The sequence below is a fragment of the Nostoc sp. CENA543 genome, assembly GCF_002896875.1.
Classification (GTDB): domain Bacteria; phylum Cyanobacteriota; class Cyanobacteriia; order Cyanobacteriales; family Nostocaceae; genus Trichormus.
Genome location: NZ_CP023278.1, coordinates 3,472,069 through 3,484,964 on the forward strand (window position 1 = coordinate 3,472,069; position 12,896 = coordinate 3,484,964).

13 protein-coding genes are annotated in these 12,896 nt (G+C 40.7%); 10 read left to right on the plus strand and 3 right to left on the minus strand.

Going from position 1 to position 12,896, the window contains the following annotated elements; all coding sequences use genetic code 11:
* Positions 1-10: 10 nt before the first annotated feature.
* Positions 11-1,405 (minus strand): GumC family protein, encoded by a 1,395-nt coding sequence (locus CLI64_RS14345; RefSeq protein ID WP_103137851.1) that lies wholly within the window; start codon positions 1,403-1,405, stop codon positions 11-13.
* A complete protein-coding gene (locus tag CLI64_RS14350; protein ID WP_103137852.1) occupies positions 1,402-2,436 on the minus strand; it encodes a polysaccharide biosynthesis/export family protein in 1,035 nt (344 codons plus the stop codon). Before CLI64_RS14350 ends, CLI64_RS14345 begins: the two co-directional genes overlap by 4 nt.
* Before the next feature lie 377 nt (positions 2,437-2,813).
* Between CLI64_RS14350 and CLI64_RS14355 the strand changes: the two genes are divergently transcribed.
* The 10 genes from CLI64_RS14355 (at position 2,814) to CLI64_RS14400 (ending at position 11,331) form a co-directional block, all read left to right on the plus strand.
* Positions 2,814-3,878, plus strand: a complete 1,065-nt coding sequence (locus CLI64_RS14355) for a polysaccharide pyruvyl transferase family protein (protein ID WP_103137853.1) — start codon at positions 2,814-2,816, stop codon at positions 3,876-3,878.
* Positions 3,879-4,022: 144 nt separating this feature from the next.
* On the plus strand, positions 4,023-5,021 hold the full coding sequence (locus tag CLI64_RS14360) for a glycosyltransferase family 4 protein (RefSeq protein ID WP_103137854.1): 999 nt from the start codon (positions 4,023-4,025) through the stop codon (positions 5,019-5,021).
* Positions 5,018-6,286, plus strand: a complete 1,269-nt coding sequence (locus CLI64_RS14365; RefSeq protein WP_103137855.1) for a lipopolysaccharide biosynthesis protein — start codon at positions 5,018-5,020, stop codon at positions 6,284-6,286. Before CLI64_RS14360 ends, CLI64_RS14365 begins: the two co-directional genes overlap by 4 nt.
* Positions 6,283-7,242: a glycosyltransferase family 2 protein gene (locus tag CLI64_RS14370; protein WP_103137856.1), complete on the plus strand. Its 960-nt coding sequence runs from the start codon at positions 6,283-6,285 to the stop codon at positions 7,240-7,242. The genes CLI64_RS14365 and CLI64_RS14370 overlap by 4 nt, the downstream gene beginning before the upstream one ends.
* Positions 7,243-7,257: 15 nt before the next feature.
* Positions 7,258-8,313, plus strand: a complete 1,056-nt coding sequence (locus CLI64_RS14375; RefSeq protein ID WP_103137857.1) for a glycosyltransferase family 2 protein — start codon at positions 7,258-7,260, stop codon at positions 8,311-8,313.
* A 93-nt stretch (positions 8,314-8,406) separates the two neighbouring features.
* Positions 8,407-8,859 (plus strand): PssD/Cps14F family polysaccharide biosynthesis glycosyltransferase, encoded by a 453-nt coding sequence (pssD, locus tag CLI64_RS14380; RefSeq protein ID WP_103137858.1) that lies wholly within the window; start codon positions 8,407-8,409, stop codon positions 8,857-8,859.
* Between the two features lie 56 nt (positions 8,860-8,915).
* Positions 8,916-9,419 (plus strand): glycosyltransferase, encoded by a 504-nt coding sequence (locus tag CLI64_RS14385; RefSeq protein WP_103137859.1) that lies wholly within the window; start codon positions 8,916-8,918, stop codon positions 9,417-9,419.
* 2 nt (positions 9,420-9,421) lie between these two features.
* Positions 9,422-10,423, plus strand: coding sequence for a sugar transferase (locus CLI64_RS14390; RefSeq protein WP_103137860.1), 1,002 nt, complete (start codon positions 9,422-9,424; stop codon positions 10,421-10,423).
* Positions 10,424-10,430: 7 nt separating this feature from the next.
* Positions 10,431-10,904 carry an anti-sigma regulatory factor gene (locus CLI64_RS14395; RefSeq protein WP_103137861.1) on the plus strand — a complete coding sequence of 158 codons (474 nt, stop codon included), beginning with the start codon at positions 10,431-10,433 and terminating at the stop codon, positions 10,902-10,904.
* A gap of 97 nt (positions 10,905-11,001) precedes the next feature.
* The gene (locus CLI64_RS14400; protein ID WP_103137862.1) at positions 11,002-11,331 is read left to right on the plus strand and encodes an STAS domain-containing protein; all 330 of its coding nucleotides are present in this window, start codon (positions 11,002-11,004) and stop codon (positions 11,329-11,331) included.
* A gap of 384 nt (positions 11,332-11,715) precedes the next feature.
* Here the strand turns inward: CLI64_RS14400 and CLI64_RS14405 are convergent, their stop codons facing one another.
* On the minus strand, positions 11,716-12,885 hold the full coding sequence (locus CLI64_RS14405; RefSeq protein ID WP_103137863.1) for a PP2C family protein-serine/threonine phosphatase: 1,170 nt from the start codon (positions 12,883-12,885) through the stop codon (positions 11,716-11,718).
* Between the last annotated feature and the right edge of the window lie 11 nt (positions 12,886-12,896).

Genomic DNA, 12,896 nt, shown 5'->3' on the forward strand with positions numbered 1-12,896 from the left:
CTCAGCACTCTCAAGACAACCACTTAGCCAGCTTATCTATCCAAGGTTTGCGAATCCACAGGATTAAAAGACCAAGGGTAGAAAAGACTGAACCAGCCGCCGCCCCAGCGAAAATCAAGCCCTTTTTAGGGGCTGTGGGTTCTTTTGGTAAACTAGGCTCCATTGCCAACTGCACCAGAGGATAAGCGGCAAACACATCTCCTTGGCCTAAATCTAATTTGGTGAGAGTGGAAGCAAAGACAGCTTCAGCAATCTGTTGATCTCGCTTCAAATTTTCTAAGGTAGATTGCCGTTGAGATAAAGTATTTAAACGCATTTCTAGACGAGCAATTTCTGAGTCCAAAGCTTTAATCTGACCGATAAGTCCCTTTTGATCAGATTGGTAAACTATTAAACTTTGAAATAATGTATCCCGACCAGAGCCATTCACAGCTAAAGTTAAACGTGTAAGTATATTGGCAGTCAGTTGTTTACCTGTAAGAAATTTACTACGCTCTAACAGGGCAATCCAAGCAGCCTCACGACGTTTGGTTTCCTTAATAACTTGGGGATGGTTATCACCATACTTAGTCATTAAAACTTCTAAGGTTGTCGTAGCTTCACTATAGTCCTTGAGGTTTTTTTGAAAGATTTGGTCTGCATGGAGTAAAAACGCATCGGCTGCTTCTTGGGGAGTCAGTCCTAAATCTTGAATCAGCTGCTGCATGCGTTTGCTGGTGAGTTGTTCTTGGGCTGTAGCCTCTGCACGCTGTCGCCGCAACTGCTCAATATTAGAAGAGAGATTACCTATTTGATCAGGAAAACTCAAGCCAGAACGGACTTTATATTCCGAAAGCCGTTTCTGAGATTCTTCAAGTTTCTGTTGGGCGGAAAGTAAGATTTTTTGCGTAGGTTGACCACGCTGACTAATTTCCCCAGCCCGTAAGGTGTTAATACGATTCACCATTGCTTGATACAAAGCCAAAGATTTCAAGCGGGCATCTTCTGGACTTTTGCCTGTCACCTCAAATAACATCATTGTGGTGTTGTCTAACAGTTTAATTCGGGGCTTGAATGACTCATCTGGCATTTTAGCGATCGCAGCTGCTGCCTTTAATACTGGCTCACTGGTAAAAATATACTCATAATTAGCTCTAGCATCGAAAGTAGAACTACTTAACCCAGAAGCACTAGAGGAAGAAGCCTGACCAATTTCTGGGAGGTTAACATTCACACCAAAACTTGCCCCAGTTAAAATCAGTGCAAATTCACTGGTATAGGTTGGTTTGGTCACTTTTAAATACTGGATTGTTGACCCCCAGATCAGCACATTACCCAACACACCCAGAACTCCATAACGCAACCATCGGGCTTTTATCAGACCGATGATGATTGCTAAGGGAAAAATCAACCGTCTTTCTGTCATCGGAATATACTTCGCAGAGTTGAGAGAGGATTAAGAATGGTTTGGAGGACATCCCGAACTCCCACTACTTTGGAGTCATAACAAGCTACAACATCATTAGCTTTTAAAAAGGGATTATTGGTGTCATCATTCACACCTGTGAGCAGTTTATTGACACTGCGTTCTATGTAGGTTGTTTTGCCTGTTAATTGTTCAGTGGTCACTAAAACGGCTTTGCGTTCAGCATTAGTTCCTCTTGTGCCTCCTGCACAGTTAGCCGCAGCCACCGCATGAGAAAAACGCGCACCGTAGGGAAAAGATGAGCCATCATTACCCACAGCCGAAGGCGCATTACCTGTGGCTGGTACAGTCAAATTCGAGAGGAAAACTTTGATCCCGGTTGGAGTAATAGGTGAAGGACGCACTAACTCATTGTGCATCTTGCCAGCATCAGGAACGATAATGCGATCGCCTGCAATTAGAGGGATATCTGCAAAGGGTTCACCAGTTATCACTCCAGATAAGTCAATTACTCGCGTTTCTCGTTCGCGGATCAGTTGAACCTGTTTAATATCAGCTGTGGGTTTGACTCCGCCAGCGTCACGAATAGCAACTGTTAGATAACGGTTAGGGGGATATTGTCCAGCCACAGGTACGGGCTGCTGTGTTCTATCACCAGGACTCAGTTCATTAATAAATACTCTTCCTGGTAAAAATGTCTCTCCACTCACAAAAACTTCTACTGAAGCCCACTGCACCACCCTCACGTTGACTTGCAAAAAAGAACGCTGGAAAAAAGCTCCGTCAATCAAAGCTGTTGTGAGATTTTCCTCGACTTGCTTTGGTTCTAATCCCGCCACAGGTAAAGGTGATAGATAGGGAATTTCTAAGTCGCCTTCTAAATTGACTTCAAAAATTCCGCTAAATTCCTCCCCTTCGGGAATAATCACCTTGACGCGATCGCCTGGAGATAACGGTAAAGCCACACTGGGTGCTATCCAGGTCAAACTTAAGAGGATGGCATTGAAAATTACGTAACTTATCTTTGGCATAATGTCATATAAATTACTTATTATTTAGTTGTAATTACTCTATGTTGACAGTTCTATACCTTTATACACTGGGTAAAAAATATAAACAGTGTAAAATCAAAAATCAAAATACTTTTTTATTCACTCAACTAGGTACAAAACGGTAATATTACGATAAATCAATGATTAGAATTACTATTAAATATCAATGATTTTGCGGAGACAAACCAGTCTATTTTCAGTATGAATTAAGAATTTTTTTATACTTTATTTTCTGATAAACCCGAAAAGTATGGTATAAGGTATTATACCTGTTATCAAAAATAAACACTGATCTATTGATAGTGTTGAGCATCTACCAGTCAATTACATGAGACTCTCTATTTTGTTAATGAATCATGGGACTCACTATTGGTCTGGTAAATACATATTCGACGTTAAATATTGGTGATGCTGCCATTTATAGCGCGCTGACAGCCTTAGCATCAGAAGCTCAAGTTATAGCTAAATTCCAAGATTTAGAACCAGAGTTGATTCCAGGGTTGCAGATTGTGCCACAAATGGGACGCTGTGACGGCTATATCAGCGTCGGTGGTGATATCTTCAATAATGCCCGTGAAGGTTTAATCACCAAAGCCTTCATTCGCAATTTACTACAATTACAGCGATCGCCCCGAAAGACATTTTTATTTGGGCAATCAATCCCACGCTCTTGTCATGGCTTAAGTTTTCAAGCCTTAACGTTTTGCCTACGGCGGTTAGCGGCTGTGTGTGTCCGCGATGCCCAAAGCCATCAACGTTTAACTCAAGCCGGAGTGACCGCAATTCTATCTTTTGATGCAGCCTTCACCCTGATAGTGAGTGCAGCAGCCAAAGAAACAGCCAAACAAATCTTTCAAGCACAGGAGATTCCACCAGAAACGGCCGCTTTAATTTCCCTGCGCGCCTTTGACTCTATGTACAGCCATGATAATCAACAGTTTCAACATCAATTAATTGCCCTCAGTCGCAACTGTCAACAACAAGGATATCAACCAGTATTGCTCATTCAGTCTCAAGCTTACGGAGCAGATAACGACCTAGCAGTAGCAGCACAAATCGCCCAACAAGTTCCAGGACTGAAAATTTTTAATCCCTTTGGCATGACTAATCAAATACCCACATGGGAACTAGTCATGGGTGCATTAGCCATTTCCCGTGTGATAGTCGCCATTCGTTATCACACAGCCGTATTAGCCCTAGCAAGTGGCAAAATCCCTTTTAACTTGTACTATTCCAACAAAGGTAAAGACCTCACCCAACGCTTAAATATTCCTGGGTGCAACTTGAAAGACTTTAACCCAGATCAATGTATGGATGCGATCGCCTCAACCGCCAACGCCACTTTTGACCATGAAACGATTCGCCAACAAGTCCAGCAAGATTTTCAAAAATGTTATCAGTCAATAGTCAATAGTCAGTAGGGGCGGGTTCAGTGAGAGATTCACGTTGTCAAACAGATATTTTGGTTAAACCCGCCCGTACATTAGTCAACAGTCATTAGCTTTTCTGCGGTGTGGCTTTGCCAAAAGACAATCATCAATTAATTTCACAATATTAATATCAAGATGAAAGCAAAAATTTGTCACTTTATCGGTGGTCAAGGTATGGGCTGGACTGGTGGCATTAAAGCTACCTTAAAAAGCCTAGAAAACTCCTACCTATCACAACAATTTGAATTTACTATTGCCCCCATATCGGAAGCATCATCTGTACTATCAAAGCAGCGTCCAGAAGCGATCATAGTTCACGCGGCTTCTTCATGGCGCAGTCTATTAACTCTGTGGAATCTGAAATTTGCTGCCAAATTAATTATTAACGAACATCACTATTCAGCAGGCTTTGAAACTTTTAATGTCTCCTCATCTGGTAGATTTCATCGGATGCTCAAAACTGCTTACGGAATCTGCGATCGCGTCATCGCTGTTTCCCAAGGACAACAAAATTGGATGCTTAAAAATCAATTATTACCTGCTGAAAAAATTGCGCTGATTCAATCTTCCAGAATTGTCGATAATTTCTTGGCTGTTCCTCCCAAATCTAGGCTATCTGATCAACCCTTTATCATCGGCGCATACGGCAGGTTGTGTTTCCACAAAGGTTTTGATGTCTTAATCAATGCTGTCAAACAGCTATCCCATCCTGGAATTATTGTCCGTATAGGTGGCGGTGGGCAAGATGAAGCCCAACTTAAACAACTAGCGGCTAGCTGTCCTCAAATTCAATTTGTGGGACGCATCGATGATGTCCCAGCTTTTTTAAATCAATGCGATGCGGTGGTGATTCCCTCCCGTTGGGAAGCTTGGGGGAATGTCTGCTTAGAAGCGAGGGCAGCAGGTAAACCCGTAATTGCTTCGGCGGTAGATGGTTTGAGTGAACAGGTGCAAAACTGCGGCATTTTGATTCCTCCAGACAATCCCGTCGCATTAGCTAAAGCGATTCAGGGATTGGTTGATTTACCTCCGGCTGAATTAGCCCAGATGGGAGAACAGGGACAAGCTTCTGCCCTCAATGCTTGGGATAACTATTTATCTAATTGGCAAAAGCTACTAGAGGCGATTGTATGAAAGAAACTTTAGCAGCTTTTAAAAAAGACCGCTTCATCCGTAATATTGGCTGGATGGGGGCTTCTGAATTAGTCATTCGGGTGTTTCGCCTCTTTACTACAGTCATTCTGGCGCGGTTTCTCAGTGCCGAAGACTATGGACTGGCGGCAATTGTTCTGACGACTTACGAATTTATTCGCGTGTTCACCCGTAATGGCATCGCTGACAAAATTGTGCAAGCCGATGCCAGCGAGGTAGAAGAGTTATGTCGTACTGCTTACGGGTTGAATTGGGTGATTGCTGGGGTGTTATTTACCGCCCAATGTTTGGCATCATTAGCGATCGCCGGATTCTACGGTAACTCAAACTTAATTTTACCGATTTGTCTGATTGCGATTACATATCTGATTTATCCCTTAGCGATGGTGCAAACAGCCCTGATTAGAAGGGAAAACCGCCTGAATATTTTGGCTTTGATTAGTTCAGTGCAAGTATCTACAGATAACGTGTTAACGGCGATTTTTGCTCTGGCTGGTTGGGGAATGTGGGCAATCATTTTCCCGAAGTTCTTAGTCGCCCCCATCTGGATTATTCTCACGTTTAAACATCATTCTTGGCGCATGACTCAATCTGTCACCTTTGCCAAATGGCGACAAATTACATCTTTTGCTACTCGCATTCTTGGTGTCGAATTACTCACAATTTTTCGGGAAAACATAGACTACTTGCTAATTGGTCGGTTTGTTGGTTTACAAGCATTAGGCGTTTATTATTTTGCATTTAATGCCGGATTGGGGATGAGTTTAAGTGTAATAAATGCTATACGTGTCTCATTATTTTCCGATTTGTGTAACCTCAACTCTCAGCCTGTGTTGTTTGCCCAACGCTATCTGCAAAGTCTGCGAAAAATCGCCTTTATGATTGTGCCTTTAGTAGTGTTGCAATCGAGTTTAGCTCCCTTCTACATTCCCCTAGTATTTGGGCAAAAATGGGTAGAAAGGGGAGCAGTACCGATTCTAATGCTGATTTGTTGTTCGGCTTTATCCCGTCCCTTTGCTGATGCGGCTTCCTTAATGTTCCGCGCCTTTGGACAACCGCAAATTGAATTGCGCTGGAATGTAATTTTTACCGTGTGTTTGGCGACGGGAATTTGGGTAGGAACACAATGGGGGATTTTAGGAGCCGCGATCGCAGTTATGGCTACCCATCTAGTGTTGCAACCAATTTACACAGTTTGGGCAACTTGGAAGACGTTACCCAAAGTTTTACAGGAGGCGAAAGGATGACAATTACTAATCCAATGGTATCGGTGATTATCCCTGCTTATAATGCGGCTGAGTTTCTACCAGCTGCGATCGCCTCTGTAAAACAACAGACTTTTGCCGATTGGGAATTATTGATCATCAATGATGGATCTACGGATGACACTGTGGCAATTATCGGAGAATATCAAACAGTAGATGAACGTATTCATCTTATCAATCAACTGAATCAGGGTGTTTCTACTGCCCGCAATTTGGGTGTAGAAAAAAGTCGAGGTCAAATCCTGGCTTTCCTCGATGCTGACGATCAATGGCTACCACATAAGCTCTACCAACATCTCAAACATTTTCAGTCCCATCTCCGATTGGGGGTAAGTTTCTCCCAAGTGGAGATATTAAATCAAGCGGGTGAAGCTAGCGGACAAGTTTCTAGTTCCCGTTTAACTAATTTAAAACCAGAATATTTCCTCTTTGAAAACCCCACAACCACAACCTCTAATTGGGTAGTTCGTCGGGAAGTGTTTCAGCAGGTAGGAGGCTTTTGTCACGACATGAGCTATTCCGAGGATTTGGAGTGGTTGTTGAGAGTCAGTTGTACTGGTAATTGGGAAATTGCAGGTATAGACCAAGTTTTAACTCGGTATCGTACTAGTTCTGGCGGACTTTCGGCAAATTTATATCGGATGGAAGCAGGTTGGAATCAACTGGTAGAGAAAGCAAAAGTTTATGCACCTGAATTAGTAGAGCGTCATTTTAATTTGGCTCAAGCTTTACATCTGCGTTATTTGGCTCGGCGTGCTTTTCGTTTGCGAATATCTGCGGATGTAGGAATGGATTTTATGACTCGTGCTTTGCGTTCTGATTGGCGGTTGTTGGTGTATGAGCCACGGCGGAGCTGTTTAACTTTGGTGGCGGTGTTGGGAATGTGGTTAATAGAAAAGGTTTGGTTTACTCAGAGAGTAAGAGTTGAGAAGAGTTAATTACAAATTAATTTTATGAAAGTATCTGTGATTATTCCCGTTTATAATTCTGAAGGTTCTGTGGCTGAGACTTTGCGCTCAGTGTTGGCGCAGACCTATAAGGATTTTGAAATCATTATCGTTGATGATGGTTGCACAGATAAGAGTATTGAGATTTGCCAAGATTTGGATGATGCGCGGATAAAAATTGTTCATCAACGGAATCGGGGGTTAGCTGGGGCGAGAAATACCGGAATTCGTCATGCACAAGGGGAATATTTAGCCTTTATTGATAGTGATGATCTGTGGCTACCAGAGAAGTTAGCAAAGCACGTTGAACATTTGGAGCGATCGCCTGCTGTGGGTGTGAGTTTTTCTCGCTCGATTTTGATTGATGAACAGAGTCAACCTCTAGGAATTTATCAAATGCCGAAGTTAACTGATATTACACCAGAATACTTGTTCTGTCGTAATCCCATCAGTAATGGCTCATCAGTAGTTATTCGCAGAGATGTTCTGAAAGAGATTCAGTCTGAGGAAAATTTATATGGTGAAGTAGAAGACTTTTACTTTGACGATCGCTTCCGTCAATCTGAAGATATCGAATGCTGGCTGAGGATTGCTTTGCAAACTAATTGGAAAATCGAAGGTATAGCCGAAGCCTTGACTCTTTATCGCGTCAATATGGGCGGTTTATCGGCTAATATTCTCAAACAATACGAATCTTGGGAGCAAATTTTGGTCAAAACCCAAGTTTATAATCCTGAGTTTATTAAAAATTGGGGCAATAGGGCTAGAGCTTATCAACTACGGTATTTAGCCAGGAGAGCAGTAAGACAGCGATCGCCTGAACTAGCTGTGAGCTTACTACACAAAGCATTAAAAACCCATTGGCGAATTCTATTAGAGGAGCCTCGACGCACATTAATCTCTTGTGGTGCTGCATATTTGCTCTGGATTTTACCCCCATCTGTTTACAAATGGTTAGAAACATTAATGATGCAAATCACCGGTATCACTCAAAAACGACGCATTCACAATGAACAAGTTAAAAGTGCAGATTTGTTGACTGTTGAACGTCAGTTGCTTTAAGTCGGCAGAGCCGCCCAACACACTGGCTCCTGTTGACTATAGCTTTCCTTTACTCTCCTAATATCAAATTCCTTTACTCCAATCACATCAAGCATGAAAGTATTATTGGTTTGCTCCTCCGGTGGACATTTTAAAGGTCTGCAACAATTACGTTCTTTTTGGGAAAATTATGATCGCACTTGGGTGAGTTTTAATACAGCTACAACAAAAGCTACTCTAGAGGGAGAAACTGTTTATTGGGCTTATAGTCCTACTAACCGTAATATTCCGAATTTTTTCAAGAATCTCCACTTAGCTTTGAAAGTCATTCGAGAAACTAAACCTGACATCATCATCTCTACAGGTGCTGGTGTGGCTGTTCCCTTTTTGATTCTGGGAAAACTCTTTGGTAGTCAAACAGTATTTATCGAATCTGTCACCCGAATTCAGACTTTGAGTTTATCCGCCAAGCTAGTTTTACCCTTTCTCAGTGTTCTATATGTGCAGTGGCCGCAACTACAAGCCCGTTACCCTCAAGCTGAACTCATCAGCCCACAAGAGGGCTAGTTATTAGTTTTTACCCTGCACCCTCACACCCCTAAACCCTCACACCCCTCCAAAATATGATTTTAGTCACCGTTGGTACAGAACAATATCCTTTTAATCGCCTCATGCACTGGGTTGAGGTGTTATTACAAAGTGAATTAATTCAAGAAGAAATTGTGGTGCAGTACGGTAATTCGACGATTTTACCTGCTGGTGCGAAGGTTTATCGTTTTCTCAAAGAAGAGAGTTTTCAAGATTTGATTCGTCAAGCACGAATTGTGATTGCTCACTGTGGTGAAGGAACTTTACTACTGTTGGATTCGTTGGATAAGCCTTATGTTTTGGTGGCGCGCAGTCAGGAGTTTCAAGAACACGTTGATGATCATCAAGTGGAACTAGCTTTAGCACTATCGCAGATTAATGTTCCTATTGCTTGGTGTCCTGGTGATTTGGTGCGATTTTTACAGCAGCCTAGACAAGTATCGGTTGCTGATGTCTCTAACGCTGTGGCGATCGCGCTTTGCAATAGTCTACAAAATCGTTTTGGTCAAACAAATACTCAATTACAGGTAGGTGTATAACAATGGTAGCTTCTAACTCTTCAGCAAAATTAAGTCTTGTGACTACTCGCGTCAAAAATGTTTTATTAGTGCAGATGCCCCTCAGATTAACTGTGATTGAGGCGGTGGAATTTCGCGAGTTGTTTAAAACATTGGTAGCCGATTCTACTATTACCAAAATCATTTTAGATTGGGGGCAGACCACAATTATTGATAGTAGTGGTGTTGGGGCAATGATTAGTAGCCTCAAATTAGCACAAACTAAAAAAATCGAATTGGTTTTATGGAGTGTTAACCAGCAGGTTCAATTAGCTTTTAGTTTAGTAGGGTTGGATATACTCTTAAATATCGAAAACCATACAGAACCTACTACTCCTACTCTCAACCGCAAGTCGGAGAAGCGTCCACCCCTAACCCATCCTTCTGTGCGATCGCCTATTAAACGTGGCATTGATATTGTCGGTGCTATCTTGGGTTTGGGTGTGACAGGATTGTTATTTGTACCGATTGCGATCGCCATTAAGCTAGATAGTCCTGGGCCTATATTATTTAGTCAAATGCGCTGTGGTTGGATGGGACGCAAGTTTCGGATTTGGAAGTTCCGTTCAATGGTAACAAATGCAGAAGCCCTAAAAGCCACAATTCCTAACCAAGCTGCTGGTGCTTTTTTCAAGAATGATCATGATCCTAGAATCACCCGTGTTGGACGCTTTCTCCGTAAAACTAGTCTGGATGAATTTCCCCAATTTTGGAATATTCTCATCGGCGATATGAGTTTAATTGGTACTCGTCCCCCAACTCCCGATGAATTAGAACAATACGAAATTAATAATTGGCAACGGCTAGATGTTAAACCCGGACTAAGCGGTGAATGGCAAGTAAATGGCCGCTCAAAAATTCGTAATTTTGAGGATGTAATTAAACTGGATTTACGTTATCAAGATAATTGGAGTTTGCTTTATGATTTAAAGCTAATTTTGAAAACGATTGTTGTTGTGTTCAACAAAGATTCAGGAGCAGTATAAATATTAAATGAAATTAACCAAACCTGATGTGTTAATCCATGACTCTATCCTACAACTTGCCAGCGATCTAGATGCCATATCCACAATTGTAGAATGGTTTGAGCAATTCAACCACACCCCTGTAACTCATCAATTATGGCTAGAAGCCCAAACAGCTGTAATTGAGGGTTTTACAAATGCAGTACGCCATGCTCACTGCTACTTAAATCCTGAGACTCCTGTGGATATAAATGTACAAATCTCTGAGGAATTATTCCATGTCTGTATTTGGGATCAAGGAGATATTTTTGATTTTGAACTAGCTTTAGAAAATTTTCATCGAGAAGTTAGCGATCGCGCATTTAATCCCTTAGTCCACGAATCTCACTGGGGGTGCATTTTTTTACTAAAACTTAGAAAAGAATATGGTTGGACAATTAGCTACACTCGCGAATCAGGAGATAGAAATTGCCTATCTTTGAAAAAGCCTTTAATTAATTAATATCTGGAATTAAATCATGTGTAAAATAATTCCAACTTAATACTATATTGACTAGTATTAATCAGTATTTAGCAAAAATTGTTTTTCAGGGATAAATATGAATCACAAAGAGAAAGTAAAAGTTATTCAGCCTCGTGGAATTTTTGATGGTAGAAGAGGTAGAAAAGTTTATCAAGAAGTTATGGACTCGATTGATAAACATATCGAAACAGTTTTAGTTGACTGTCAAGATATTCAATTTATGGATAGTTCTGGGTTTGGAACTTTGCTTTTGACACTAAAAACCGTAAGGCAAAAGAAGGGAAGACTAGTTCTTTGTTCACTCAATGAGCAAATTAGAATGATTCTCGAACTTAGTGATACAGCAAATATTTTTGAGGTGTTTCCTGACCACTCATCTTTTATTGCCACCGTACCTCAACAATAAGCAGCTAGATAATATAGTTCAAATTACACGTAATAATCTCTGTTTTTTATATGAACAGGGGTTATTTATAATTTCTAATGATTGTAGAGAGATAGAATCACTACCTCTCTACAATCATTATTTGTAGAGTATATTTCATGCTTAATATATCTATTATAGCGGTTCCCAGTTAAGTGAGGTACAGATAATATTTTGCAACGCAGAGGGGCGCGGAGTAAATCGCAGAGTTACACAGAGATTTGTACCTCAGCAGACTAGGAAACGCTATAATATGGAAATTCCACACAAAAAAATTATCTTTGTACTGAGTAAAGTCGGATTTTAAAACCGCTATCAAAATTTAATAATCATCTGGAATAACCAGATGATTAATTATCAGATTAATTAGCTCAAATTAATTTCTATTAAAGAGCAGTCATCAGTAAAATTTGGACTATTACTTTGCATCTTGATCTTTGTTAAAATCAAGTCTAAATCAGATTCGGATGAATCATTACATAAATGTAATAAATTCACTAATCCCCTCAAACCCCACATACTACCATCAGATATTTCAACTTCATAAATTCCATCGCTAAAAACATAGAGTTTACTAGATGCTGGAATATCGCATACAGCATGATGATATTCTGTTTGTGTAAAAGCACCAATGGGTAAACTAGGCGTGCATAATTGTTTGACTTCTAAACCAGATTGTTCTGAGGGGGAAAACAGTAAAGCTGGAGGATGTCCTGCACTAGCGTAAGTTAGCTGATGAGAACTGCGGTTAAAAACACCATACCAAATTGTAAAGTATTGAGCATTGTGCTTATCCATTTGAAAGACTTCATTCAAATATTGCAATACTTCAGATGGGTGGTGGAGTTTAGCTTGAGGTAGAGAACGCGATCGCAATAAATTATGTATAGAAATTGACGGTAGTGCTGCTGCTAGTCCATGTCCAGAAACATCAAGTAAATAAATAACTAAATTTTCATCGTCTAACCAATAGTAATCAAAACAATCACCACCTAATTGTCGAGATGGTAAGAACCGATAGTCGATAGTAACGGCTCCTGACATCGGTGCAGGCAAAATCGATGTGACATAATCAGCAGCCTCTTTCAGTTCTATTTCTAAAAGCTGTTTTTGGACTTTTAAATCTTTCGCTAATCTTTGTAGTTCTCGATTGGCTTGATATAATCTTAATCCAGCTCGGACGCGTGCTTTTAATTCACTCATCTCGATAGGTTTACTCAAAAAATCATCTGCACCTGTATCTAAACCTTCAACTCTGTCTTCTACAGATGTTCTAGAAGTCAATAAAATAAAAAAGGTAGTTGCTAGCAATGGTTGAGATTTAATTTCTCTGCACACTTCTAAGCCGTCCATTTCATCCATTTGCCAATCACAAATAATAATCGCCGGATGATATTTATGTGCTTTTTCCAATCCTTGGATACCACTAGCAGCAAGAATTACTTCATATCCTTGTTCTTCTAATGTTCCTTTGATAATGAGTTGGATAACACGATCATCATCAATTACTAAAATTTTGACTTTGGAATCAGACATTGTAGGATTGG

Coding starts and splice junctions, on each gene's coding strand:
- CLI64_RS14345 (WP_103137851.1), bottom strand. CDS start 1,405: ATGACAGAAAGACGGTTGATTTTTCCCTTAGCAATCATCATCGGTCTG.
- CLI64_RS14350 (WP_103137852.1), bottom strand. CDS start 2,436: ATGCCAAAGATAAGTTACGTAATTTTCAATGCCATCCTCTTAAGTTTG.
- CLI64_RS14355 (WP_103137853.1), top strand. CDS start 2,814: ATGGGACTCACTATTGGTCTGGTAAATACATATTCGACGTTAAATATT.
- CLI64_RS14360 (WP_103137854.1), top strand. CDS start 4,023: ATGAAAGCAAAAATTTGTCACTTTATCGGTGGTCAAGGTATGGGCTGG.
- CLI64_RS14365 (WP_103137855.1), top strand. CDS start 5,018: ATGAAAGAAACTTTAGCAGCTTTTAAAAAAGACCGCTTCATCCGTAAT.
- CLI64_RS14370 (WP_103137856.1), top strand. CDS start 6,283: ATGACAATTACTAATCCAATGGTATCGGTGATTATCCCTGCTTATAAT.
- CLI64_RS14375 (WP_103137857.1), top strand. CDS start 7,258: ATGAAAGTATCTGTGATTATTCCCGTTTATAATTCTGAAGGTTCTGTG.
- pssD (WP_103137858.1), top strand. CDS start 8,407: ATGAAAGTATTATTGGTTTGCTCCTCCGGTGGACATTTTAAAGGTCTG.
- CLI64_RS14385 (WP_103137859.1), top strand. CDS start 8,916: ATGATTTTAGTCACCGTTGGTACAGAACAATATCCTTTTAATCGCCTC.
- CLI64_RS14390 (WP_103137860.1), top strand. CDS start 9,422: ATGGTAGCTTCTAACTCTTCAGCAAAATTAAGTCTTGTGACTACTCGC.
- CLI64_RS14395 (WP_103137861.1), top strand. CDS start 10,431: ATGAAATTAACCAAACCTGATGTGTTAATCCATGACTCTATCCTACAA.
- CLI64_RS14400 (WP_103137862.1), top strand. CDS start 11,002: ATGAATCACAAAGAGAAAGTAAAAGTTATTCAGCCTCGTGGAATTTTT.
- CLI64_RS14405 (WP_103137863.1), bottom strand. CDS start 12,885: ATGTCTGATTCCAAAGTCAAAATTTTAGTAATTGATGATGATCGTGTT.